Genomic DNA, 23,594 nt, shown 5'->3' on the forward strand with positions numbered 1-23,594 from the left:
GGCGGCACGGCGGGCGGCGGGTCGGGGGCGCACGCCGCCGACGAGCCGGGCGACGCCGGCACCGGCGCGGGCGACGAAGCCGGGGATGCCGGGACGCCCGGGCGCTAGCCGGGCGGAGCGGCGCGCGGCGGCCCGGAGCGGGTACTTCGCGGGGCCGCTCCCCCGGGTGCTCGCGCACCGCGGGCTCGCGACGAGCGTGCCCGAGAACACGCTGGCCGCCTTCGAGGCGGCCGTAGCGGCGGGGGCCGAGTACCTCGAGACCGACGTGCACGCCACCGCCGACGGCATCGCCGTGGCCGCCCACGACCCCACGCTCGACCGCATCGCCGGACGTGACGAGGAGATCGCGGCCCTGACGCTCGAGCAGCTCGCCGCCGTCGACCTCGGCGGCGACCAGCGCTTCTCCACGCTCGCTGAGCTGCTGGTCGCCCTCCCGGCGAGCCGCTTCAACATCGACGTCAAGGCCGAGGCGGCCGCGGCGCCGGCCGCGGCCGCGATCGAGGCCGCCGGTGCACGCGACCGGGTGCTGCTGACGTCGTTCTCGGCGAGACGTCGCCGCTCGGCGAGCGTGCTGCTGCCGGGGGTCGCCACCTCGGCCTCGGCGCAGGAGTTCGTTCCGGCGCTGGTGGCGGCGAAGCTGGGGCTCACTCCCCTGGCCCGGCTGTTCCTCCGCCGGGTCGACGCCGTGCAGATCCCCCGGCGCATCGGCCGCATCGAGACGGTGACCGCGCGCACCGTCCGGCGGCTGCAGGCGGCGGGGGTCGAGGTGCACGTCTGGACGATCAACGACGTCGACGAGGCCCGCCTGCTGCTCGAGCGCGGAGTCGACGGGATCGTCACCGACCGGGTCGACCTGATGCTGCCGTTGGCCGCCGAGTTCCGCCGCCGGGCGCGCGGCCGAGGGCGACAGCAGTAGAGCATCCGGCCCGACACGCCCGAGCTGCAGTGGCCCCCGAAAGGGGAATGGCGCGCTTGACTGGGAGACGTCTGGCAATACCCGGCTCGGGAAAGGATTCCGCCGCGCACGCCGTTATAACGAATAAGCAACGCGAGAGGAGACCACACAATGGCAGATCGCAGTTTGCGCGGAATGCGTCTGGGCGCACAAAGCCTGCAGAGCGAAGAGGGCGTCGTTTTCTCGCCCCGAGCGACGTACACGTACCGCTGCGCGACATGTGGCCGTGACACCGACATGGTGTTCTCGGCCGAGGCGGAGGCCCCCGAGAGCTGGGAATGCAAGTTCTGCAGCCATGAGGCCCTGCTGATGGTGGGTTCGGAGCCCGTCGTCATCGACCACAGCGACGCGAAGACGCCGCGCTCCCACTGGGACATGCTGCTCGAACGGCGCACGCGCGCCGAGCTCGAGGAGCTGCTCGAGGAGCGCCTGCAGTACCTGCGCGCCCGTCGCGGCACGCAGAAGATCGGCGCCTAGCCCCGCCACCCCGCGGGCAGATCGCCCGCACGCACGAACGCCGCTCGGCACGAGCCCGGGCGGCGTTTCTGTGCCCGTGGGCGGGTCAGGCGCGGCGGCGGCCCGCCCAGAGGGCGACGACGAGGCCGCCGAGGCCGAGGCCGCCCACGAGCCACTCGATCTGGAACCCCAGCACCGCGGCCGGCGTCGCCACCGTGGCCAGCGGCACGTCGGCGATCATCGCCCCCGCCTCGTAGGCCGGGATCGTCGTGATGTTCTGCCCGTCGGGCCCGATGATCGCCGAGGTGCCGACGGTGGAGATGTTCACCACGCTCCGCCCGAACTCCACGGCCCGCAGCCGCGCGATGGCGAGCTGCTGCAGGTTCTCGTCGGTCTGCCCGAAGTCGGCGTTGTTCGTCTGCGCCAGCACCACCTGCGCGCCCTCGGCCGACATGGCGCGCATCACGGCGTCGTCGGTGATGTCGAAGCAGATCGAGATGCCGGCGCGCAGTCCGTCGATGTCGAAGGTGAGGTCGGTCGTGCCGAACTCGTAGTCGCGGGTGACCAGGTCGACGAGGTCGGGGGCGAGGCTGCGGAAGAAGGCGCGGTTGGGCATCCACTCGGCGAAGGGGACGGGGTGCCGCTTGTCGTAGTGGTCGGTGGCGGCACCGTTCTGCCAGAGCAGCGAGGTGTTGTAGACCTTGTCGTCGCGCACCTGGATGGTGCCCACCACGAGGGGCACGTCGCCGAGCTCGCGGCTCACCGCGTCGAGCGTGCCGGCCGCGAGGGAGTTGGTGGTCGGGTCGATGTCCGAGCCGTTCTCGGGCCAGACGACGATGTCCGGGTCCTGCCCCTCGAGGAAGCGGGACGCCGAGACGTGGTCGTTCAGGATGTCGCCGCGCTCGTGCACCGCGAACAGTCCGGCGTCGGAGTCGCCCTGCACTCCCCCGATGCGCGAGGTGCCCGAGGTGGGCGCCGACCACGCCGGCACCGCGAGGAGGGCGACGGCGGCCGTCACGGCGGCCAGGATGCGCGCGGGGCGGCCGAGGGCATCCGTCGCCCAGCGGCCCTCACGGCAGAGCTGCACGGTGAACGCGACCAGCCAGACCAGCAGGAAGCTCAGCCCGGCCATGCCGACCCACGCGATGAGCGAGGTGAACGGGCTGTCGGACTGCGACATCGCCACCCGCGCCCAGGAGAAGCCGCCGTAGGGGAAGATCGCGTTGATGCCCTCGCGGAGCGTCCAGAGGCCGGCGATGACGATCGGCACGAGGCCGAGGCGGCCCCAGCGGCCCGGCCAGACCCGGTCGGCGCGCCGGTAGACGAGGGCGATCAGGATGGCGCCGAGCGCGAAGTAGACCGCCTCGAACAGCGTCAGCCCGAGCCACGGCACCGGGCCGAGGTAGAGCGTCAACCAGATGATGTGGGTGCCCCAGAACGTGGCACCCCCGACGAGGCCGACGAGCAGCGCGCCGCCCCAGGTGCGGCCGACGAGCGAGACGAGCACGATCCCGACGCCGAGGAGCGTCAGCGGCCAGAGGTTCTTGTCGGGGAAGCCGGCGTCGAGCGTGATGCCGGCGCCGACCGCCGCGAGCACGGCCAGCCAGAGCGGCAGGATCGGCACGGCCGGAGGCAGGACCAGGGGCGAGGCCGCGGCGCCGAGGCCGGCCACGCGGTGACGCCTCAGTAGGGACCTGCCGGGTCGAGCGGACGAGCGGGCGGACCCCCCGGCCCCCCCGGGCGCGCCGGTGGGCGGAGTGGGCGGAGTGGGCGGAGTGGGATCGAGAACGCGCGTCACGGCAGCCTCACGCCACCGACGAGTACGCGACGATGCCGCGGCGCACCGCGTCGATGGCCGAGCGGGCGAGGGTGGCGAGCCGCGCATCCGCGGTGCCCTGCAGCTGGTCGAGCAGGTCGATCGTCTGCTTCGACCAGCGCACGAAGTCGCCGGCGGCCAGGTCGGCCTCGAACAGCACGTCGTCGAGCGAGCCGCCGCGGGCCCAGCGGTGCATGGGCGCCGCCAGCCCCGTCGAGACGGGCTTGCTGCCCGGCAGCCGGTGCTCGCGCTCGATGTCGTCGATCTCGGCCCAGAGCGTCTGGGTCTTGTCGAGCGCCTCGCGGAACGCGCCCCGCGGCAGGTTGCGGTCGTTGCCCTCCGCCTCCTCGCGGCGCGGCTCGAAGACCAGCGCGCAGGCCATCGCGGCGAGCGACGCCGGGTCGAGGTCGTGCCAGACCTTCTGCCGGATGCACTCCGCCACCAGCAGGTCGCGCTCCCCGTAGATGCGCTTCAGCGTCTTGCCGTGCTCGGTGAGCTCGGTGGCGCCGTGCTCGTCGCGGCGCAGGTAGCCCATGCCGAGCAGCACGTCGGTGACGCGGTCGAAGACCTTGGCGATCACGTTGGTGCGGGTCTGGATCTGCTGCGTCAGCTTGTCGGTGTCGCGCTTCAGCGTGAACCAGCGCTCGGCCCAGCGGGCGTGCGACTCGCGGTCTTTGCAGCCGTGCACCGGATGCGCGCGCAGCTGCCGCCGCAGCGAGGCGATGTGGCGCTGGCGCTTCTCCCGGTCGCCGCGGGAGAGCGTGTCGGCCTTCCCCGCCCCCGATCGCTCGAGGTCGGTCAGCTCGCGGCGGATCTTCGCGTACTCGCGGAAGTCGCCGAGGTGACACGTCATGGCCTCCTCGTAGCCCTTCAGCGACTCCTCCTGCTGGCGCACCTTGCGGGCGAGGTCGACGACGGCCCGGTCGGCCTGGAACTGCGCGAACGACGACTCGAGGATCTCCCGGGTGCGCGGCCGGCCGAACTGGTCGATCAGGTTGACGGCCATGTTGTAGGTGGGCCGGAAGCTGGAGTTCAGCGGATAGGTGCGCCGGGAGGCGAGCGAGGCGACCTCCTGCGGGTCGAGCCCGTCGCGCCACTGGATCACCGAGTGGCCCTCGACGTCGATGCCCCGTCGGCCGGCACGCCCGGTGAGCTGGGTGTACTCCCCCGCCGTGATCGGCACGCGGGCCTCGCCGTTGAACTTCTCGAGCTTCTCGAGCACGACCGTGCGCGCGGGCATGTTGATGCCGAGGGCGAGGGTCTCGGTGGCGAAGACGACCTTGACCAGCTTCCGCTGGTAGAGCTCCTCGACGACCTCCTTGAAGGCGGGCAGCATGCCGGCGTGGTGGGCGGCGACCCCGCGCTGGAGGCCCTCGGTCCACTCCCAGTAGCCGAGCACGGCGAGATCCTCGTCGAGCAGGGTGCGGCAGCGCTCGTCGACGATCTGGCGGATCTCCTCACGCTCGTCGGAGGTCGTCAGCCGCACGCCGGCACGGAGCACCTGCTTGACGGCCTGGTCGCAGCCGAGCCGGCTGAACACGAAGAAGATCGCCGGCAGCAGCCGGTGCTCCTCGAGCAGGGCGATCACCTCGGGCCGGTCCATCCGCTCGAGGCCGTGCGACGGCCCGTTGAACCGGCCGCCACGACCCCCGCGGCCGCGACCGCCGCCTCCCCCGCCGCCGCCTCCGCGGTAGGCGCCGGGCCCGCTGCGCCGGTCGTTGCCGTACGAGGCCCCGCCGCGCACGAGCTGCGCCAGCTCCGGGTTCACCCGGTTCGTCGCCGCGCGCCCGCTCGAGTCGAACAGGTCGATCAGCTTGGTCTTGACCAGCGCGTGCTGGTCGAGCGGCACGGGCCGCTCCTCGGACACGATCACCTCGGTGTCGCCGCGCACCGCCTGCAGCCAGTCGCCGAACTCCTCGGCGTTCGACACGGTCGCCGAGAGCGAGACGAGCTTGACGCTCTGCGGCAGGTGGATGATGACCTCCTCCCACACCGCCCCGCGGAACCGGTCGGCGAGGTAGTGCACCTCGTCCATCACGACGAAGCGCAGGTTCGTCAGCAGCGCCGAGTCGGCGTAGAGCATGTTGCGCAGCACCTCGGTCGTCATGACGACGATCCGGGCATCCGCGTTGATGTTGGTGTCGCCGGTGAGCAGGCCCACCTCGTCGGGGCCGTACTCGGTGACGAACTCGTTGAACTTCTGGTTCGACAGCGCCTTCATCGGGGCGGTGTAGAAGATCTTGTCGCGCACCGACTGCATCGCGACGTACGCGGCGAACTCGGCGACGACGGTCTTGCCGGCACCGGTGGGGGCCGCGACGAGCACGCTGCGGCCGTCCTCGAGCGCCCCGGCCGCCTCGATCTGGAACGGGTCGAGGTCGAAGCCGAGCCCCGCCCGGAACTGGTCGACGAGCGGATGCCCGGCCCGCTTGCGGCTCGCCGCGAAGCGCTCCGCCGGGCTCAGGCCCTCGTCGCCGGCCGTCGCCGCGACCGGGGTGTTCTGCTTGCCTGCCATCAGACCGCCAATTCCACGTCGTAGCTCTGCTGCGTCCGGCGCACGCGCCGGTCGTGCAACCAGGCTATGCCCGCCGCGGCGAAGTAGAGCAGCACCATGGGCACCGCGAGCAGGAACATCGACATCACGTCGGCCGCCGGGGTCGCGATGGCGGTGAACACGGTGATGGCGAGGATCGCGATGCGCCACGACTTCAGGATGGCGACCGCCGAGAGCACCCCGGCGAAGTTCAGCAGCACGAGGAACACGGGCAGCACGAAGGCGACGCCGATCACGAGCACGAGCTTCAGCACGAAGTCGAAGTACGACCGAGCGGTGAGCAGCGCGGTCGTGCCCTCGGGCGCGAAGCCGGTGAGCAGCACCACCATGTGGGGCAGCACGTACCAGCCCGCCGCGCAGCCGCCGAGGAACAGCGGCACGGCCGAGGCGAGGAAGCCGACGGCGTAGCGCTTCTCGCTCTTCTTCAGCCCCGGCATCACGAACGCCCAGATCTGGTAGAGCCAGACCGGGGAGGAGAGCACGACGCCGACGGTGAAGGCGATCTGGATGCGCAGGTCGAACGCCGAGGAGATGTCGGTGAAGTTCAGCGAGGCGTCGCGCCCCTGCTCGGCGGAGATCTCGGTGATCGGCTGGATCAGCGCGTTGAGCACGAAGTCGGACACGATCCAGCCGACGACCATGCCGACGATCAGCCCGAGGGCGGCGAGGAACAGCCGCTTGCGCAGCTCGATCAGGTGGGCGCCGAGAGACATCCGCCCGTCACGGGAGCGCTTCGGCCGCGTGGAGGCTGCGGCCATGACCCCTACGGCTTCGGGTGCTCGGAGGGGTTCGTCGACCCGGCCTGGTAGCCGGGGTCGGCCGGGCCGGGAGCGTCGGCCTTGTCGGCCGCGTTCTCCTCTTTCATGGCCCGGGTCTCGTTCTTGAAGATGCGCATCGACTGACCGAGGCTCTTCGACAGGGCGGGGAGGCGGGTCGCACCGAACAGCAGCAGGATGACGACCAGGATGGCGATGAGGTGCCATCCGGAGAATGCGTTTCCGAGCATCGGTCTTACTTCCTTAGGGTCGGTACGGTGTCGGGCCTGATGAGGAGTTTACCTCGGGCCAGTCGGGCCGCTCTGCGGTCCTCACGGTATTCGGAGCGACGCTCCTGTCGGATGTCGTGGCGTTTCGCGATCTCGGCGTAGCCGGTCAGGATGGCGCGCTCCGTGGGCTGCTCGGGCTGCAGCGACTCGACGTTCTCGGCGAGCCGGGCGACCTTCTCGGTCAGCTCCTCGAGCGCGGCGAGGGCCCCGCGGAACTTGCGCCAGAGCCGCAGCCCCACGAGCGCGAGCATGCCGAGGAGACCGAGCACCAGCACGGTCCAGATGATCAGCCACGCCCACCACGCCATGCCGTAAGCCTAGGCCGTCCGGTAGCGGTCGAGGGCGGCGGTCGCCCAGTCGACGACGGCGGCCCTGGCCTCCGGCGGGTCGACGATCGTGACCGCCGAGGGCATCGCGGTGACGAGGCGCTTCAGGCTGTGCATGTGGGCGACGCGGATGCGCGTGCGCACCCGTCCCGAGGCGGTCTGCCGCGCATCCGCCCCCGGCGCACCCGCCGGTGCCGTCTCGTCGACGCTCGACACGAACTCGCCGAGCAGGGCCATCGCGGAGGGATCGAGCTCGATCGTCACCATCAGGTCGTCGTCGCCGCCGACGAACAGGCGGTCGCCGAGCGGCACGTCGTCGTGGGCGCCCGTGGCCGGGGTGGCCGTGACGGCGATACCGGTCATCCGGTCGAGGCGGAAGGTGCGGACGGCGCTGCGGGCGTGGTCCCAGGCGCGGAGGTACCAGTTCTCGTCGTCGGAGTCGATGCGGAGCGGATCGACCGTGCGACGCTCGCGCGAGCCGCGGGCCGAGAGGTAGTCGAACTCGATCTGCACCCGGCGGGCGACGGCGTCGCGCACCTCGGCGAGGGAGGCCGTGGTGTCGGAGCCGGCGATCGCGACCTGGCTCGGCCGCTCGGAGGCGCCGCGGGCCAGCTTGTCCATCAGGGAGGAGTACACGCCGCTGTCGACGTTCTCGGGCAGCGACTGCAGGTACTGCAGGCCGGCGATCAGCGCGGCGGCCTCGCGGGCCGAGAAGCGGGGCGAGTCGTCGAGGGCGACCATGTGAGTGATGACGATCTCGTCGCGCTCGTCGAAGTCGTCCCAGGAGATGTCGAAGAGGTCGCCGTGCTGGTACTGCGTGGTCTCGCCGGGCACGCCCGAGACGGCGATCAGCGTGACGGCGTCGCGGATCTGCTTCTCGGTGACCTGGAAGTGCGCGGCCGCCTCGGCGACGGAGACCCGGCCGAGGTCGATCAGGTAGGGCACGAGGGCGAGCAGGAAGGTCAGCTTGTCCTGCGCGAAGGCGAAGGGCTGGGCGTCGCGGGCCATCAGCGGGCCTCCTCGGCGGTGTGGGCGCGCACCGCGGTCTCGAGGCGCTCGATCACGGCGTCGCGCAGGTGCGCCGGGCCGGTGACCAGCACCTCGGGGCCGAAGCCGGCGAGCTCGTCGGCGAGCAGGTTGAGGTCGGTGAAGTGCAGCAGCAGGCGGCCCTCCCCGCGGCTGGTGGCGCCGCGGCGCCGGCCGAGGCGCACCTCGGCGTCGCTGCCGGCGGCCACCTCGAGCTCGGCGACGTTGGCCTCCCAGATCGCGTCGAGCTCGGCGAGGGCGATCGCGGCGTAGTCGCCGGGCGGCACGTCGACCGGGCTGCGGCCGAGCTTCACCGGCCCGGTGATGCGCGCGAGCAGGAAGGTGCGCGACTCGCCGACGCCCTGGTCGATTGCCTTCAGGTGCCAGCGGCCCTGGTGCTGCACGAGCGCCAGCGGCGTCACGGAGCGCAGCCGGGCGGCGGCGTCACCGGGCTTGAGGTAGGCGAACGACGCGCTGACCCCGCGCGAGAGCGCGTCGTTCAGCGGCTCGAACGCGGCGTCCCGGGTGCGGATGCGCGGGGCGTAGCCGAGCACCGGATCACTCGTCTCGACGCCGATCGAGCGCAGCTTCAGCAGCGCCCGGCGGGACTCCCGCGAGAGCGAGCCCTCGCGCCAGGCCATGGCCGCGAGGTTCAGCAGCGTGGTCTCGGCGTCGGAGAAGCTGATGTCGGCGGGCAGCTCGTAGGCCGTGCGCGGGATGCGGTAGCGCTGCGACTGGTTGTTGCCGGGCTCCCCCGGGGTGTCGATCGCCTCGAGCGGCACGCCGAGCTCGCGGATGTCGTCCTTGTCGCGCTCGAACTGGCGCTCCAGGCTCGCGTTGTCGCCGTTCGCCGAGTACCGCTGGCGGTAGCCCTGCACCGTCGAGAGGATCTCGCTCTTGGTCAGACCGGCCTCGGTCGCGAGAAGCGCGAGCACGAGGCTGAACAGACGCTCCTCGACCGGCACCGGAGGCGGGGTCTTGCTACGCGAGGGCACCCGTCCATTCTAGGCCGGGCCGGGCGTCTGCCCGGGCCCGGCGTCAGCCCGCGGCGCGCGTCAGCCCGCGCCCCGCGTCAGCCCGCGGCGGGCGGGACGACGCCGAGGATGTCGACGACCCAGGCCGTGGCCGAGCTGCCGTCGTCGGTCGGGAGCACCACGAGCACCTGCGAGCCGACCGGCTGGCCGACCAGGAACTGCGCGATGCCGGCCGGCTGGGCCGAGCCGCTCGTCTGCGCGGTGTCGTCGGAGGCGAGCCAGAGCTGGGGCGAGCCGTCCTCCCAGGTGTTGACCGCGGTGCGGCGCGGCTCGGCGTAGGAGACCGAGGTCGCCTGCACGAGCAGGGCGTCGCCGTCGGCGACCGTGTCACCGTCGCCCTCGATCAGGAGCGCGGACTCGGCGGCATCCGGAGCCTCGGTCGAGGTGACCGTGATGCCGGGGCGGCCGTTCTCGTCGCGCGTGACGACCGGGAAGCCCGACTGGGCGGGCTGCGGGGCGCCGCTCGCGCGGTTCGGGTAGGTGCGGTCGACGTCGAAGACCATGACGATCGAGCCGGGGGCGCCGCTGACGATCTTGGCGGCGTCTTCGTTGGGCAGCACCAGGGCGACGCGTTCGCCGGCGGAGGAGCAGGCCAGGGCGTCCTGGAGGCCCTGCGGCAGGGTGTCGGAGACGGCGATCAGGCCGGTCGAGGGCGAGCCGACGGCGGAGCCGGTCTGGCCGTCGTAGACCGAGTAGCTGACGTTCACGATGCCGCCGAAGCCGGCCACGGCCGCGTCGGGGTCGTCGCTCGCGACGACGGTCGACAGCTCGGCCGAGTCGGCCACGAGGGGCGACGGGAAGGACACCGTCTGGGTGCCGCCCACGTCGCCGGTCACGTCGACGGACTCGCTGGCGTTGCCGGGCGCGGTGATGTCGGAGCACCCGTCGGCGGCGTTCGCGCCGGTGGAGCACGCGGCGAGCGAGAGCAGGAGACCTGCCGACAGAATGAGCGCGGGGAACTTGCGCACGGATCCTCTTTCCTGCGTTCGACGAGCCGACGGCCCGGTGAGCGAGATCATCCTATTTCATCCCGCGGGGCGGTCTCGGACGCCTCGTGAGCGGAGTCGGCGGAGTCGCCGGCCCCGGTGGCGTCGCCCTCGCGGGCCTCGCGCGCGAGCGCCGCGTTCGCGGTGGCGGTCGCCGCCCGCACGCGCTTCCGCAGGCTCTTCGGGCTGATGCCCCGCTCGCCGAGGGCGCCGGGAGTCCAGGCCTCCATGTCCTCGTCGGAGAAGTCGCTCTTCGAGGCGCGGCGCTTCAGCTCGGGCAGCACGGCGCCGGGCGCCAGCCGCCGAGCGCTGACCAGGAAGCCGGTGTGGCCGATCATCCGGTGGTCGGGGCGCACGGCGAGACCCTCGACGTGCCACCCGCGGATCATCGTCTCGTTCGGCACCGGGTTCGTGAACAGGCCGGTGTCGCGGAACGCCTCGACCGTGCGCGAGAGCTGCGTGACGGTGGCGACGTAGCAGAGCACGACCCCGCCGGGCTTCAGCGCGTCGGCGACGACGTCGACGCACTCCCAGGGCGCGAGCATGTCGAGCACGACGCGGTCGACGGTGTGCTCCGGATGCACGGCCGGCAGCGCCTCGACGAGATCGCCGACCGTCACCGTCCACTCGTGGGGCTCGCGGCCGAAGTACGCGGCGACGTTGCCCCGCGCGACGTCGGCGAACTCCTCGCGCCGCTCGAAGCTCGACAGCCGGCCGCCGGGCCCGATCGCGCGCAGCAGCCAGAGCGACAGCGCGCCGGAGCCGACGCCCGCCTCCACCACGGTCGCGCCGGGGAAGACGTCGGCCTGACCGAGGATCTGCGCCGCGTCCTTCGGGTAGATGATGGCGGCGCCGCGGGGCATCGACATCACGAAGTCGGTCAGCAGCGGGCGGAGCGCGAGGTGCTCGACGCCCACGGAGTTCTCGACGACCGAGCCGTCGGGCAGGCCGATCAGCGCGTCGTGGTCGATGTAGCCGCGGTGCGAGTGGAACACCTTGCCCGACTCGAGCGTGATCGAATTCAGCTTGTTCTTGGGGCCGGTCAGCTGCACGCGGTCGCCCTCGCGGAACGGCCCGCTGTACTGGGCGCTCACGCGTCGACGCCCTCGAGCACGGCGGAGACCTCGGCGAGGCCTCGGCCGGCCAGCGTCGGCCAGACGACGTGGGCGTCGGTGCCGGCGAGCGTGAGCAGGTGCTCGACGCCGATGACCGTGGCGCCCGAGGCGACGGCGGAGGCCACGCCGGTGGGCGAGTCCTCGATCGCGACCGCGCCGGCGATGTCGATGCCGAGGCGCTCGGCGGCGGTGAGGTAGGCCTCGGGGTGGGGCTTCGACATCGTCACGACGTCGGCCGAGACGACGGTGGAGAAGGCGGGGAACGGGATGTGGTCGGCGACGTGCTGCGCCATCCGCCCGATCGACATGGTGACGAGGGCCATCGGGATGCCCGCCTCGTGCGCCTCGGTGAGGAGCTCCAGGGCACCGGGTCGCCAGGGCATCCGCTCGCTGATCTGCTCCATCACGCGGGTGGAGAGCAGCTCGATGATGGGCTGCGACTCCATCTCGACGCCGTGCTCCTGCAGGATGCGGGCGGTGCGGTCGAGGCCGGAGCCGACGAGGGTCATCGCGGCCTCGTGGCTCCAGGTGCCGCCGAACGAGGAGACGAGCTCCTCCTGCGCGCGCATCCAGTACGGCTCGGTGTCGACGATCGTGCCGTCCATGTCCCAGAGGAGGGCCGTGGGGCGGAGCCGGGCGGCGGAGGTGGATTCAGTCACGGGCGAACAGTCTACGGGCCCCGCCTCGGGAATCCCGGCGAACGCCTATCCTTGTTGCACGGCACCCGCACCGTGCGGAGGTCCGGAAGGCAGTGAGGTAACCCATCACGGTGACAGACAACGGATTCCAGCGTGGACGACTTCTCCTGGTCGCGTTCGAAGGATGGAACGACGCCGGCGAGGCCGCTACCGGAGCCCTGAAGGTGCTGAAGGATCAGCTCGACGTCGTGCAGATCGCCGAGGTCGACGCCGAGGAGTACTTCGACTACCAGTTCAACCGGCCGAACGTCACGGTCGACGATGACGGCAAGCGCGTGCTCGTCTGGCCCGGCGCCGAGATCTTCGGCCCGGGCGACGCGACGGCGCCGGCCGAGGGTCCGCAGGTCTACCTGCTGCTCGGCACCGAGCCCTCCCGCAACTGGCGGCGCTTCGTGGCCGAGGTGATGTCGACGGCGATCGCCGAAGACGTCACGGGCGTGATCCTGCTCGGTGCGATGCTGGCCGACGTGCCGCACACCCGGCCCATCTCGGTCTTCTCGACCAGCGAGAACCCGGTCGTGCGCAGCGAGCTCGACATCGAGCGCTCGAGCTACGAGGGGCCGGTCGGCATCCTCAGCGCGATCGCCGAGGCCACCGAGAACGCGGGCATCCCCACCGTCTCGGTCTGGGCGTCGGTGCCGCACTACGTGCACAACGCGCCCTCGCCCAAGGCGACGCTGGCGCTGATCGACAAGCTCGAGGAGCTGATCGGCGTCTCGGTCGAGCGCGGCGAGCTGGCCGACGAGTCGACCGCCTGGGAGACGGGCATCGACGCCCTCGCGGGTGAGGACGAGGACATGGCGGCCTACATCCAGCAGCTGGAGCAGGCGCGCGACACGGTCGACTCCCCCGAGGCGAGCGGCGAGGCGATCGCGCAGGAGTTCGAGCGCTACCTCCGCAAGCGCGGCGACGGCCGCGCGGGCGGCGACTCTCGCCCCGACGAGCCCTGGCGCCGCGACTAGCCCTCGGCCAACTTCCAACGACTTGCCGATTTCCGCCCTAAATCGCTCGCTTTAGGGCGTTTATCGGCAACTCGACGGCGGGGCGGGCGACTAGAGGCGGATGCCGAGCAGGGCGTCGAGGGCGTCGGCCGCGAGGGCGGTGGCCGCCTCGGGGTGCGGCTCGTCGAACCACGCGTCGAACGCCTCGAGCGCGCCCGGGGTGTCGAGGTCGTCGTGCAGCCGCGACCGCACCTGCTCGAGCAGCGGCAGCGCCTCGTCGGCGTCGCCACCGGGCGCCTCGGCCGCGTCGCGGGCGGCGGCCGCGCGCCAGCCGGCCAGGCGTTCGGCCGCGAGCAGCTCGTCGCCGCGGTGCCACTCCCAGTCGTCGCGGTACGGATGCCCGAGCACCGCCAGCCGCACCGCGGCCGGCTCCACGCCCGCGGCCCGCAGCTGCGACACCAGCACGAGGTTGCCGAGCGACTTGGACATCTTCTCGCCGTCGAACGCCACCAGCCCGCCGTGCGCGTTCACCCGCGCGAAGCGCTCGTCGGTGAGCGCCGTGGCGTGCGCCGCGCTGAACTCGTGGTGCGGGAAGACGAGGTCGCCCCCGCCGCCCTGCACGCAGATCGTGTCGCCGAGGGTCTCGCGGGCGATCACCGAGCACTCGATGTGCCAGCCGGGTCGGCCGCGGCCGATCTGCTCGGCGCCGGTGTCCCAGGCGGGCTCGCCGTCGCGCTCGACGCGCCAGAGCAGGGGGTCGAGCGGGTCGCGCTTGCCGGGGCGGGCGGGGTCTCCCCCGCGCTCGGCGAACAGCCGGCTCATGGTCTCGATGTCGAGCCCGCTCTCGGAGCCGAGCACCCAGGGCGTCGCCCGCTCGGCGGCAGCGATGTCGAAGTACCAGTCCGTCGCGTCGGGGGTCAGCGCGTCGGGCGTCGGCACCGGATACGCGATCCCGCGGGCCCGCAGCTCGTCGACGGCCCGGGCGATGCTGCCGATGGTCTCGGTGACGCCGACGTAGGCGTCGGGCGGCACCACGCCGAGCGCGGCCATGTCGGTGCGGAACAGCTCGATCTGGCTGGTGGCCAGCTCCTGCCAGTCGACCCCGGTCGCGGCCGCGCGCTCGAGCAGCGGGTCGTCGACGTCGGTGATGTTCTGGGTGTACGCGACCTCGAGCCCGGCGTCGAGCCAGCTGCGCAGCAGGGTGTCGAAGGCCAGGTAGGTGGCCGCGTGCCCGATGTGCGTGGCGTCGTAGGGCGTGATGCCGCAGACGTAGAGCGTGGCGCGCGCCGCGGGGTCGGCGCTGTCGAGGAACCGTCCGCTCGCGTCGTCGTGCAGCCGGGGCGGCGTGCCGCGGCCGGGGAGGGAGGGGATGACGGGACGGGTCCAGGAACGCACCGCACAAGCCTAGGCGCTCCGGCAGGCGTCAAGCCGCGATGAGGCCCGCCGACAGCAGCACGATCAGCACCACGCCGAGCACGATGCGGTAGATCACGAACGGCAGGAAGCTGCGCTTGGAGATGTAGCTCATGAAGAACGCGATCACCACGAGGCCGACGATGAACGCAATCACGGTCGCGACCAGGGTCTCGACCGGGCCGTAGACGCTCGGCTCGCCGATCGACTTGTAGACCTGGTACAGCCCGCTGCCGAAGACGGCTGGGATGGCCAGCAGGAACGAGTAGCGCGCTGCGGCTCGGCGCTCGTAGCCCATGAAGAGCCCGGCGGTGATGGTGCCGCCCGAGCGCGAGACGCCCGGGATCAGGGCGAGGGCCTGGGCGAAGCCGAAGATCACGCCGTGCGGCACGGTGAGGTCTTTCAGACGGCGGCGCTTGGCTCCGACGTAGTCGGCGATGCCGAGCAGCACACCGAAGACGATCAGCATCACGGCGACGATCCAGAGCGAGCGGAGCGTGGTCTCGATCGCATCCTGGAAGAGAAGTCCGAGCACGATGATCGGCAGCGAGCCGATGATGATCAGCCAGCCCATCCGCGCGTCGGGGTCGTTGCGGGGCACGCGGCCCGCGAGCGACTTGGCCCAGCGCGAGACGATGCGGGTGATGTCACGCCAGAAGAACACCAGCACCGCGGTCTCGGTGCCGAGCTGGGTGATGGCGGTGAACGCCGCCCCCGGGTCCTTCGCCCCCGGCAGGAACTCCCCCAGGATGCGCAGGTGGGCGCTCGAGGAGATGGGGAGGAATTCGGTCAGGCCCTGCACGAAGCCGAGGATGACGGCGTTGAGAAAGTCCATGTCTCCCTTTGGGATGGTGTGGTCGTTGAGGTGGTGTGGTCTCGCGGATCAGTACCGCAGCAAGAGATCGGTCAGAACGTCTGCGCCAAACCCTAGCGCGTCGAGCGGCACCCGCTCGTCCACCCCGTGGAACATCGCCGGGAAGTCGAGAGTCGGCGGCAGTTGCAGCGGCGCGAAGCCGAATCCGCGGATGCCGAGCAGGCTCAGCGCCTTGTTGTCCGTGCCTCCCGAGAGCAGGTACGGCAGCACCTCGGCGCCGGGATCGTGGCGCTGCAGCGAGCCGATCATGGCGTCGACCAGCTCCCCGTCGAAGCTCGTCTCCAGCCCGATGTCGCGGTGCGCGATGAGGATCTCGATGTCGTCTCCCACCAGCTCCTGGATCTCGGCGAGCACCGCGTCCTCCTCCCCCGGCAGCACGCGCACGTCGATCATCGCCTCGGCCCGATCGGGGATGACGTTGTGCTTGTACCCCGCGGTCAGGCCCGTCGGGTTGGCGGTGGTGCGCAGCGTCGCCGAGATGAAGCGCGAGGCCGTGCCGGTGGCGATCGCGATCTCGTCGGGGCTGAGGTTCTGTGCCCGGCTGCCGAGCAGCTCGGCGACGCGGTCGAGCAGCTGCCGGGTAGTGGCGGTGAGGTGCAGCGGCCACTCCCGACCGCCGATCGCGGCGACGGCCCGGGCGAGGCGGGTGACGGCGTTCTCGCCGTTCACCTGCGAGCCGTGGCCGGCGGTGCCGCGCGCGACGAGCGTCATCCAGATCAGCGCCTTCTCGCCCGTCTGCACGAGATAGGCGCGCCTGCCGTCGAGGTCGATCGAATAGCCGCCGACCTCGCTGATCGCTTCGCTCGCGCCGGCGAAGAGCTCCGGATGCTCGCGCACCAGGTACCCCGACCCGAGCACTCCGCCGGCCTCCTCGTCGGCGAAGAACGCCACCACGAGGTCGCGCTCCGGCTGGCGCCCCGAACCCAGGATGCGATCCAGCGCCGTCACGATCATGGCGTCCATGTTCTTCATGTCGACGGCGCCGCGGCCCCAGAGCATCCCGTCCTTCACGACCCCGCCGAAAGGGTCGACCGACCAGTCCGCGGCGATGGCCGGCACGACGTCGGTGTGGCCGTGCACGACGAGCGCGGGCTTCGAGCGGTCGCGGCCCTCGACCCGGGTGACGATGCTGGTGCGCCGGGGCGCGGCGTCGAAGGACTGCACCGTGAGACCGAGCCGCTCGAGGTGCGCCGCGAGGTACTCCGCGGCCTCCGTCTCGCCGTTGGACCGGCCCTCGCCGTAGTTCGAGGTGTCGAACCGGATGAGGTCGCGGGCGATGGTCGTCGTCAGGTCGAGCGGGTCGTTCCCAGGCGTGGACGTCATGCGAACACGCTACCGGGCGCCCACGACGGCGAGTGGATTTGCACGCTCCGCATCCGTGCTAATGTCTTCTCTTGGCCGGTAGCGCACAGCTCCGGTCGGCATCCGGTCCGGGTGGCGGAAATGGCAGACGCGCTAGCTTGAGGTGCTAGTGCCCGTATAGGGCGTGGGGGTTCAAGTCCCCCCTCGGACACACTGGTTGAGACAGTGACGAAGGCCCGGTCGAGAGACCGGGCCTTCTGCTTTTCCGGTCGATCGGGCTCTTAACACGAGCCCCGCGCAGGCGTACTCTGGCCCCGTGTCGGCCGACGGTGACGAATACGGCGAAGCCCTGCAGAGGGCGCGGGAGCACGCGGAGGCGTGGCTCGCGTCGATCCCGACGCGGCCGGTCGGCCCCCGCGTCACCGCCGAAGCGCTGCAGTCCTCGATCGCGAGGGAGCTGCCCGAGCATCCGCTCGCCCCCGTCGAGGTGGTCGACGAGCTGGCCAATATCGCCGAGCCGGGGCTGATGGCGATCCCCTCCGGCCGGTTCTTCGGCTGGGTGATGGGCGGCACGCTGCCCGCCGCGCTGGCCGCCGACTGGCTCGTCTCGGCCTGGGACCAGAACGCCGCGATGCGCGTCGCCACCCCGGCCACCGCCGCTCTCGAGGAGCAGGCCGGGGCGTGGCTGCTCGAGCTGCTCGACCTCCCCCGCGACGCGCTCGTCGGCTTCCCCACCGGCGCCACGACCGGGAACCTCGTCGGCCTCGCCGCCGCCCGGAGCGAGGTGCTGCGGCGGGCCGGCTGGGACGTCGACGCCGACGGCCTGACCGGCGGCCCCCGGGTGACGGTGCTCGCCGGAGCCTCGCACCACGCCTCGGTCGATCTGGCGCTGCGCTGCTTGGGGCTCGGCACGCCGCGCGCGGTCGACGCCGACGATCAGGGGCGCATCCGACTCGACGCGCTGAGGCAGGCCCTCGACGACGTCGACGGCCCGTGCATCGTCGTGCTGCAGGCCGGCGACCTGCACTCGGGCGACTTCGACCCGATGCGCGAGGCGATCGGGCTCGCGCACGGCCACGGCGCCTGGGTGCACGTCGACGGCGCCTTCGGGCTCTGGGCGGCGGCCAGCCCCGTGCTCCGGCCCCGGCTCGACGGCGTCGAGCTCGCCGACAGCTGGGCGACGGATGCGCACAAGACCCTCAACGTGCCCTACGACTGCGGCGTCGTGATCGTGCGCCGCTCCGAGCCGGTGCTCGCCGCCTTCTCGGCGCACACCGCCTATCTGCTGCGGGACGGCACCGCGACCGACCCGTTCGAGCGGGTGCCCGAGATGTCCCGCCGCGCCCGCGGGGTGCCCGTCTGGGCGGCCCTCCGATCGCTCGGCCGCTCGGGTGCGGCCGAGCTCGTCGAGCGGCTCGCGGCCACCGCGGCCGAGCTCGCCGACCGCCTGGGCAGGCTGCCCGGCGTCGAGGTGCTGAACGAGGTCGCGTTCACGCAGGTCTGCCTCTCGTTCGGCAGCGACGAGCGCACCCGGGAGGTGACCCGCCGGGTGATCGCCGACGGTGCCGTGTGGATGTCGGGCTCCCGCTGGGCGGGCCGCGACGTGCTGCGCCTCTCGGTCAGCAACTGGTCGACGGATGCCCGCGACATCGACACTGCCGTCGAGGCGGTCTCGCGCGCTACGCTCGGTGCCGGGAGCTGATTCCGCTCCTCCACCAGACCGAGGGAGCCGGCACATGGCCGATCTGATCGTCATCGCATTCGACACCGAGACCGACGCCGAGGGCGCCTACGAGAAGATCCAGGAGCTGCAGGGCGACCTGATCGTGCAGCTCGCGGGCCTCGCCGTCGTGAAGGTCGACGAGGACGGCAAGAGCCACGTCGACTACCCGGGCGGCGTCGGCAACATCGGCGTCGGGGCCGCCGGCGGAGCCCTCTTCGGCACCCTGATCGGCATCCTGTTCTTCGTGCCCTTCGTCGGTCTCGTCTTCGGCGGCCTGATGGGCGCGCTGTTCGCGGGCATCGACCGCACCGGTCTGAACGCCGAGTTCCGCGGCCAGGTGAAGGATGCGGTGAGCCAGGGCAAGTCGGCGGTCGTGCTCTACGCCACCAAGATCACCGAGGACAAGTTCGCGGCCGCCCTCGCGCCCTACAACGGCACGGTCATCAAGACCTCGCTCAGCGCCGAGGACGAGCGCGAGCTCATTCACGATATGTCGGAGTCGCGCGGGGCCTGATCGCCCTAGGCTTTGACGAGACGAGAGGAGCCGTCATGGGCATCATCACTCCGGGATTCTTCGGCAAGAAGCGGGAAGAAGACCCCAAGCTGCCTCCCGGGCAGTACGAGACCAAGGACTTCCCCGTGCTCTCGGCCGGTCCGACGCCGAACATCCACCAGGGCGAGTGGTCGTTCACGATCACGAACGAGTCGGGTGAGAAGACCAGCTGGACCTGGGACGAGTTCATGAAGCTCCCCATCGAGACGGTCGACACCGACATCCACTGCGTCACCCGCTGGTCGAAGTTCGACACCACCTGGCGCGGCGTCTCCCTCGACACGCTGTTCGAGGACGTCGAGACGAGCGCCGGCTACACGATGGCGCACTCCTTCGGTGGCTACACCACGAACGTGCCGCTCGAAGACCTGCTCGACGGCAAGGCCTGGGTCGCGTTCGAGTTCGGCGGCGAACCGCTCGACCCCGAGCACGGTGGCCCCGCCCGCCTGCTGGTGCCGCACCTCTACTTCTGGAAGAGCGCCAAGTGGGTCAACGGCATCACCCTGCACGACACCGAAGAGCTCGGCTTCTGGGAGGTCAACGGCTACCACGCCTACGGCGACCCCTGGAAGGAAGAGCGCTACTACTACGATTCCTAGGGTGAACTGGGCCGTAGCCGACGTCGTCGGAATCCGTGAAGAGACACCCACCGCGCGCACGCTGATGCTGCGCGTGCCCGACTGGAAGGGCGCCCTGGCGGGTCAGCACATCGACATCCGCCTCACCGCGCCCGACGGCTACCAGGCGGCGCGCTCGTACTCGCTGTCCTCGGCCGCGGGCGACCCGGTCGTCGCGGTGAGCGTCGAGCTGATGCCCGACGGCGAGGTCTCCCCCTACCTCGTGCGCGGGGTGTCCGTCGGCGACCAGCTCGAGGTGATCGGCCCGCTCGGCGGCTGGTTCGTCTGGCGGCCCGAGCAGACCGAGCCGATCCGGATGATCGGCGGCGGCTCGGGCGTCGCCCCCCTCGTCTCGATCCTGCGCACCCACATCGCGTCGGGCAACACCGCACCGGTGAAACTCCTCTACTCGGTGCGCTCCCCCGAGTTCGTCTACTTCCGCGACGAGCTCGCCGAGCTGACGGATGCGGCCAAGGCCGAGGTCACCCTGCAGTACACCCGGCACGCGCCCCAGGGCTGGACGGGCGCCCTCGGCCGCATCGACGCCGCCCGCATCACCGCCTGGGCCGCCGGAGACGCCCCCGACGCCTCCACCTACATCTGCGGCCCCACCCGCTTCGTGGAGCTCGCCTCCGACGCCCTCGTGGCCACGGGCGTCGACCCCATGACGATCCGCACGGAGCGCTTCGGCGGCGCCTGATCCTTCAGCGCGGTCTGATCCTTCAGCGCCGCCTCCGACCGGTCAGCGCACGCCGACCATGAGCTTGCGCACCCAGGGCGTCGCGACGAGGAGCAGCACGCCGACGACGATGGCCACGAGCCCCGAGATGCCGAAGTAGGGCAGCTCGTCGTTCTCGTCGTAGAACGTCGCGAGGATGCCCGACAGCGCGGTGCCGAGCGCGATCGACAGGAAGAACAGCGCCACCATCTGCGTGCGGAACACCTTCGGGGCGAGTCGCGTCGACAGTGCCAGCCCCACGGGCGAGAGCAGCAGCTCGGCCACGGTGAAGACGAACAGGATGCCGACCAGCGCGGTCAGTGGCGTGCCGTGGGCGCCGGTGCCCGAGAACGGGATGAACAGCAGGAACGCGAGGCCCATCACGATCGCGGCCGCGGCGAACTTGATCGGGGTCGGCGGCTGCTTCGAGCCGAGCTTCGTCCAGATCGCGGCGAACACGCCCGACAGGATGATGATGAAGATCGGGTTGATCGACTGCACCCACGCGACGGGCATCGACCAGCCGAACAGGTTCAGGTCGAGCCGGTCGTTGGCGTAGATCGTGACGACGGTGAACTGCTGCTGGTAGAGGGCCCAGAACGCGACGCTCGTGATGAACATTGGGATGAACGAGACGACCCGCTTGCGTTCGGTGCCGCTGATCCGGGAGCTCGTGAGGATCACCACGAAGTAGGCGATCGAGGCCGCGAGGGTGACGAGCGCGACCGCGGTGGCGAGGTTGTCGGCGGTGAGCAGCCCGACGAGCACGAGCACGACGATCAGCGCGATCGCGGCCACGCCGATCAGCGCCATCCGCACCCTGCTCTTCGCCGGCAGCGGGTTCGGCACCTCCTTGGCCTCGGCCGGCAGGGAGCGGCGCCCGAAGGCGTACTGCGTGAGCCCGATCGCCATGCCGACGGCCGCGAGCCCGAAGCCCCAGTGGAAGCCGACGGTGCTCTGCAGGAGGCCCGTCAGCAGCGGTCCGAAGAAGGCCCCGAGGTTGATGCCGAGGTAGAAGATCGAGAAGCCGGCGTCGCGGCGCGGATCCTTCTCGGAGTAGAGCGTGCCGACCACCGAGGTCGCGTTCGCCTTCACCCCGCCCGAGCCGAGGGCGATCAGGACGAGCCCGGCTCCGAGACCGACGACGCCCGGCAGCAGCGACAGGGCGATGTGCCCCGCCATCACGACGATGGCGCTGAAGAACAGCGTGCGCTCCGAGCCGAGCAGCCGGTCGGCCACCCAGGCGCCGAGGATCGTGGCGAGGTAGACCGAGCCGCCGTAGGCGCCGATGATGCCGACCGCGACGGCCTTGGGGATGTCCAGCCCGCCCTCGGCGGCGGTGTAGAACATGTACAGCAGCAGGATGCCCTGCATGCCGTAGAACGAGAACCGCTCCCACATCTCGACGCCGAAGATGTGCACGAGCGAGAAGGGCTGGCCGAAGAAGGTTCGTTCCTTCGTGGCGACGGTCTCTGTCATCCCGCCATAGTGGCACGGTGTCCGACCGGAGGCGACGGCTCGCCTACCCCACGTTCGGGCGCGGTCAGTGGTTCGCGGCGCCCATCCACTTGCGCACCGTGACGATGCGGGACTGCAGCTGGGTGACGCTGGCCTGGGCCACGGCGGGGCCGCCGCAGATGCGGCGGAGCTCGGCGTGGATCATGCCGTGCGGCTCGTTCGACTGCTTCGCCCAGATGCCGACGAGGGAGTTCAGCAGGCTCCGCTGCTCCTTGAGGGTGCGGTAGAGCGGTGCCGGCACTCCCCCCTGGTCGGGGGTGTCGGTCTTGGGCATCCCCGTCTTCGCGTGCTTCTGCTGGCGCGCCTGCCGGTGCTGCAGCAGGTCGCGCACCTGCTCGGGCTCGAGGAGGCCGGGGAGACCGAGGAAGTCGAGCTCCTCCTCGCTGCCGACGACGGCCTCGAAGCCGAACTCGCCGCCGTCGTAGACCACCCGGTCGAAGGTCGCGCCCGAGCTGATGGCCTGGAAGCTGTACTCCTCGAGCAGCCCCTCCGACGCCTTCTCGCTGCGGTTGGCCTCGGCCACCATCGCGTCTTCGGGGTTGTAGAAGTCGCCCTCGGGGTTCTCGCCGTCGTCGCGCTTGTCGAGGGCGTGGTCGCGTTCGAGCTCGAGCTTCTCGGCCAGCGCCATCAGCGACGGCACGTTGGGCAGGAAGATCGACGCCGTCTCGCCGCGCCGGCGGGCCCGCACGAAGCGGCCCACGGCCTGGGCGAAGAACAGCGGGGTCGAGGCGCTGGTGGCGTAGACGCCGACCGCGAGCCGGGGCACGTCGACGCCCTCCGACACCATGCGCACGGCCACCATCCACCGCCGGTCGCTCTTGGAGAACTGCTCGATGCGGTCGGAGGCCTCCTTCTCGTCCGAGAGCACCACGGTGACCGGCTGCCCGGAGATCTGCTCGAGGATCGCGGCGTAGGCGCGCGCCACGGTCTGATCCGTCGCGATCACGAGGCCGCCCGCATCCGGGATCGCCTGACGCACCTCGGTGAGGCGCTTGTCGGCGGCGCCGAGCACCTGCGGGATCCACTCTCCGTTCGGGTCGAGCGCGGTGCGCCAGGCCTGCGAGGTGATGTCCTTCGTGTTGCCCTCGCCGAGCCGGGCCTCCATCTCGTCGCCGGCCTTGGTGCGCCAGCGCATGTGGCCGGCGTAGACCATGAAGAGCACGGGGCGCACGACCCCGTCCTTCAACGCGCGGCCGTAGCCGTAGTTGTAGTCGCTGCGGGAGATGCGGATGCCGTGCTCGTCGGGCAGGTACTCCACGAACGGGATGGGCGCGGTGTCGGAGCGGAACGGCGTTCCCGTGAGGGCGAGGCGGCGGGTCGCGGGCGCGAAGGCCTCGCGCACGGCGTCGCCCCAGCTCAGGGCGTCGCCGCCGTGGTGCACCTCGTCGAGGATGACGAGGGTGTTCGCGCCCTCGGTGAGCTCGCGGTGCAGCGACGGCCGCGCGGCGACCTGCGCGTAGGTGAGGGCGACGCCGTGGAAGTGCCGGCCGAAGCGCGACTCGCTGTTGCGGAAGCCGGGGTTCAGCCGCACGCCCGCGCGGTCGGCCGCGTCGGCCCACTGGCGCTTGAGGTGCTCGGTGGGGGCGACCACGATCACGCGGTCGACGGTGCGCCGGTGCAGCAGCTCGGAGGCGAGGCGGAGCGCGAAGGTCGTCTTGCCGGCGCCGGGGGTCGCGGCGGCGAGGAAGTCGCGCGGCTCCTTCTCGAAGTAGAGCGTCAGCGCCTCCTCCTGCCAGGCGCGCAGGCGGCCCGCGGTGCCCCACGGGGCGCGCGCCGGGAACGACGGCGAGAGGTGACCGGCTGCGCTCGTCCCGGGTGCGGGTTCGAAGAGGGGCAGGTTGGTCACGATGTTCGAGGATACTCTGCGCATCCGACAGCGGAGCCGTGGCGGCCGCCGCCCGGGCGCGTCGCCCGGACGACGGGT

Annotated in this window: 22 protein-coding genes and 1 tRNA gene; 8 read left to right on the forward strand and 15 right to left on the reverse strand. The window is 71.5% G+C overall.

What is annotated here, in order from left to right; translation table 11 throughout:
• Positions 1-85: 85 nt before the first annotated feature.
• The gene (locus tag ITJ64_RS13370) at positions 86-916 is read left to right on the forward strand and encodes a glycerophosphodiester phosphodiesterase family protein (RefSeq protein WP_194681271.1); all 831 of its coding nucleotides are present in this window, start codon (positions 86-88) and stop codon (positions 914-916) included.
• A gap of 150 nt (positions 917-1,066) precedes the next feature.
• A complete protein-coding gene (locus ITJ64_RS13375) occupies positions 1,067-1,432 on the forward strand; it encodes an RNA polymerase-binding protein RbpA (RefSeq protein ID WP_194681272.1) in 366 nt (121 codons plus the stop codon).
• A gap of 85 nt (positions 1,433-1,517) precedes the next feature.
• On the opposite strand, the gene lnt is transcribed toward ITJ64_RS13375, so the two are convergent.
• The 10 genes from lnt to ITJ64_RS13425 form a co-directional block, all read right to left on the reverse strand.
• Positions 1,518-3,083, reverse strand: coding sequence for an apolipoprotein N-acyltransferase (gene lnt / locus ITJ64_RS13380; protein WP_370545185.1), 1,566 nt, complete (start codon positions 3,081-3,083; stop codon positions 1,518-1,520).
• Between the two features lie 133 nt (positions 3,084-3,216).
• Positions 3,217-5,742: an RNA helicase gene (locus ITJ64_RS13385; protein WP_194681273.1), complete on the reverse strand. Its 2,526-nt coding sequence runs from the start codon at positions 5,740-5,742 to the stop codon at positions 3,217-3,219.
• Positions 5,742-6,494 carry a twin-arginine translocase subunit TatC gene (gene tatC, locus ITJ64_RS13390; protein ID WP_194682149.1) on the reverse strand — a complete coding sequence of 251 codons (753 nt, stop codon included), beginning with the start codon at positions 6,492-6,494 and terminating at the stop codon, positions 5,742-5,744. The genes ITJ64_RS13385 and tatC overlap by 1 nt, the downstream gene beginning before the upstream one ends.
• 50 nt (positions 6,495-6,544) lie before the next feature.
• Entirely contained in the window at positions 6,545-6,787 is a 243-nt protein-coding gene (gene tatA / locus ITJ64_RS13395) for a Sec-independent protein translocase subunit TatA (protein WP_194681274.1), read from the reverse strand.
• A gap of 5 nt (positions 6,788-6,792) precedes the next feature.
• Positions 6,793-7,134, reverse strand: coding sequence for a hypothetical protein (locus ITJ64_RS13400; RefSeq protein ID WP_194681275.1), 342 nt, complete (start codon positions 7,132-7,134; stop codon positions 6,793-6,795).
• Between the two features lie 9 nt (positions 7,135-7,143).
• Positions 7,144-8,160 (reverse strand): YafY family protein, encoded by a 1,017-nt coding sequence (locus ITJ64_RS13405; RefSeq protein ID WP_194681276.1) that lies wholly within the window; start codon positions 8,158-8,160, stop codon positions 7,144-7,146.
• Positions 8,160-9,173, reverse strand: coding sequence for a WYL domain-containing protein (locus tag ITJ64_RS13410; RefSeq protein ID WP_194681277.1), 1,014 nt, complete (start codon positions 9,171-9,173; stop codon positions 8,160-8,162). Before ITJ64_RS13410 ends, ITJ64_RS13405 begins: the two co-directional genes overlap by 1 nt.
• 77 nt (positions 9,174-9,250) lie before the next feature.
• Entirely contained in the window at positions 9,251-10,180 is a 930-nt protein-coding gene (locus ITJ64_RS13415) for a hypothetical protein (RefSeq protein ID WP_194681278.1), read from the reverse strand.
• A 47-nt stretch (positions 10,181-10,227) separates the two neighbouring features.
• Positions 10,228-11,292 carry a tRNA (adenine-N1)-methyltransferase gene (locus tag ITJ64_RS13420; protein WP_194681279.1) on the reverse strand — a complete coding sequence of 355 codons (1,065 nt, stop codon included), beginning with the start codon at positions 11,290-11,292 and terminating at the stop codon, positions 10,228-10,230.
• Entirely contained in the window at positions 11,289-11,972 is a 684-nt protein-coding gene (locus tag ITJ64_RS13425) for an HAD family hydrolase (protein ID WP_370545186.1), read from the reverse strand. Before ITJ64_RS13425 ends, ITJ64_RS13420 begins: the two co-directional genes overlap by 4 nt.
• Before the next feature lie 110 nt (positions 11,973-12,082).
• Here ITJ64_RS13425 and ITJ64_RS13430 point away from each other — a divergent pair, with 110 nt between their 5' ends.
• Positions 12,083-12,973 carry a PAC2 family protein gene (locus ITJ64_RS13430; RefSeq protein WP_194681280.1) on the forward strand — a complete coding sequence of 297 codons (891 nt, stop codon included), beginning with the start codon at positions 12,083-12,085 and terminating at the stop codon, positions 12,971-12,973.
• A gap of 90 nt (positions 12,974-13,063) precedes the next feature.
• On the opposite strand, the gene mshC is transcribed toward ITJ64_RS13430, so the two are convergent.
• Genes mshC through ITJ64_RS13445 form a run of 3 tightly spaced genes read right to left on the reverse strand, consistent with a single transcriptional unit; the run spans position 13,064 to position 16,562 of the window.
• Positions 13,064-14,347 (reverse strand): cysteine--1-D-myo-inosityl 2-amino-2-deoxy-alpha-D-glucopyranoside ligase, encoded by a 1,284-nt coding sequence (gene mshC, locus ITJ64_RS13435; protein ID WP_194681281.1) that lies wholly within the window; start codon positions 14,345-14,347, stop codon positions 13,064-13,066.
• 28 nt (positions 14,348-14,375) lie between these two features.
• Complete coding sequence (locus ITJ64_RS13440; protein WP_194681282.1) at positions 14,376-15,200, reverse strand: undecaprenyl-diphosphate phosphatase; 825 nt, start codon at positions 15,198-15,200, stop codon at positions 14,376-14,378.
• Positions 15,201-15,248: 48 nt separating this feature from the next.
• The gene (locus ITJ64_RS13445; protein WP_194681283.1) at positions 15,249-16,562 is read right to left on the reverse strand and encodes a M20/M25/M40 family metallo-hydrolase; all 1,314 of its coding nucleotides are present in this window, start codon (positions 16,560-16,562) and stop codon (positions 15,249-15,251) included.
• Positions 16,563-16,667: 105 nt separating this feature from the next.
• Here ITJ64_RS13445 and ITJ64_RS13450 point away from each other — a divergent pair.
• The 5 genes from ITJ64_RS13450 (at position 16,668) to ITJ64_RS13470 (ending at position 20,134) form a co-directional block, all read left to right on the forward strand.
• A tRNA-Leu gene (locus ITJ64_RS13450) sits at positions 16,668-16,752 on the forward strand.
• 105 nt (positions 16,753-16,857) lie between these two features.
• Positions 16,858-18,243: an aminotransferase class V-fold PLP-dependent enzyme gene (locus ITJ64_RS13455; protein WP_194681284.1), complete on the forward strand. Its 1,386-nt coding sequence runs from the start codon at positions 16,858-16,860 to the stop codon at positions 18,241-18,243.
• Between the two features lie 34 nt (positions 18,244-18,277).
• The gene (locus tag ITJ64_RS13460; RefSeq protein ID WP_194681285.1) at positions 18,278-18,778 is read left to right on the forward strand and encodes a DUF1269 domain-containing protein; all 501 of its coding nucleotides are present in this window, start codon (positions 18,278-18,280) and stop codon (positions 18,776-18,778) included.
• 35 nt (positions 18,779-18,813) lie between these two features.
• Complete coding sequence (locus ITJ64_RS13465; protein WP_194681286.1) at positions 18,814-19,416, forward strand: sulfite oxidase-like oxidoreductase; 603 nt, start codon at positions 18,814-18,816, stop codon at positions 19,414-19,416.
• 1 nt (position 19,417) lies between these two features.
• Complete coding sequence (locus tag ITJ64_RS13470; RefSeq protein ID WP_194681287.1) at positions 19,418-20,134, forward strand: ferredoxin reductase; 717 nt, start codon at positions 19,418-19,420, stop codon at positions 20,132-20,134.
• Between the two features lie 42 nt (positions 20,135-20,176).
• On the opposite strand, the gene ITJ64_RS13475 is transcribed toward ITJ64_RS13470, so the two are convergent.
• Positions 20,177-21,631, reverse strand: coding sequence for a peptide MFS transporter (locus ITJ64_RS13475; RefSeq protein ID WP_194681288.1), 1,455 nt, complete (start codon positions 21,629-21,631; stop codon positions 20,177-20,179).
• A 64-nt stretch (positions 21,632-21,695) separates the two neighbouring features.
• Positions 21,696-23,516, reverse strand: coding sequence for a DEAD/DEAH box helicase (locus ITJ64_RS13480; RefSeq protein WP_370545187.1), 1,821 nt, complete (start codon positions 23,514-23,516; stop codon positions 21,696-21,698).
• Positions 23,517-23,594: the final 78 nt, after the last annotated feature.

This window comes from Herbiconiux sp. VKM Ac-1786 (genome assembly GCF_015350805.1).
GTDB lineage: Bacteria > Actinomycetota > Actinomycetes > Actinomycetales > Microbacteriaceae > Herbiconiux.

What these genes read in the sequence shown, in the direction of transcription:
- ITJ64_RS13375 (WP_194681272.1), top strand. Translation starts at nt 1,067, where the DNA reads ATGGCAGATCGCAGTTTGCGCGGAATGCGTCTGGGCGCACAAAGCCTG.
- ITJ64_RS13465 (WP_194681286.1), top strand. Translation starts at nt 18,814, where the DNA reads ATGGGCATCATCACTCCGGGATTCTTCGGCAAGAAGCGGGAAGAAGAC.
- ITJ64_RS13385 (WP_194681273.1), bottom strand. Translation starts at nt 5,742, where the DNA reads ATGGCAGGCAAGCAGAACACCCCGGTCGCGGCGACGGCCGGCGACGAG.
- ITJ64_RS13400 (WP_194681275.1), bottom strand. Translation starts at nt 7,134, where the DNA reads ATGGCGTGGTGGGCGTGGCTGATCATCTGGACCGTGCTGGTGCTCGGT.
- ITJ64_RS13440 (WP_194681282.1), bottom strand. Translation starts at nt 15,200, where the DNA reads ATGGACTTTCTCAACGCCGTCATCCTCGGCTTCGTGCAGGGCCTGACC.
- ITJ64_RS13405 (WP_194681276.1), bottom strand. Translation starts at nt 8,160, where the DNA reads ATGGCCCGCGACGCCCAGCCCTTCGCCTTCGCGCAGGACAAGCTGACC.
- tatA (WP_194681274.1), bottom strand. Translation starts at nt 6,787, where the DNA reads ATGCTCGGAAACGCATTCTCCGGATGGCACCTCATCGCCATCCTGGTC.
- tatC (WP_194682149.1), bottom strand. Translation starts at nt 6,494, where the DNA reads ATGTCTCTCGGCGCCCACCTGATCGAGCTGCGCAAGCGGCTGTTCCTC.
- ITJ64_RS13460 (WP_194681285.1), top strand. Translation starts at nt 18,278, where the DNA reads ATGGCCGATCTGATCGTCATCGCATTCGACACCGAGACCGACGCCGAG.
- ITJ64_RS13475 (WP_194681288.1), bottom strand. Translation starts at nt 21,631, where the DNA reads ATGACAGAGACCGTCGCCACGAAGGAACGAACCTTCTTCGGCCAGCCC.
- ITJ64_RS13445 (WP_194681283.1), bottom strand. Translation starts at nt 16,562, where the DNA reads ATGACGTCCACGCCTGGGAACGACCCGCTCGACCTGACGACGACCATC.
- ITJ64_RS13370 (WP_194681271.1), top strand. Translation starts at nt 86, where the DNA reads ATGCCGGGACGCCCGGGCGCTAGCCGGGCGGAGCGGCGCGCGGCGGCC.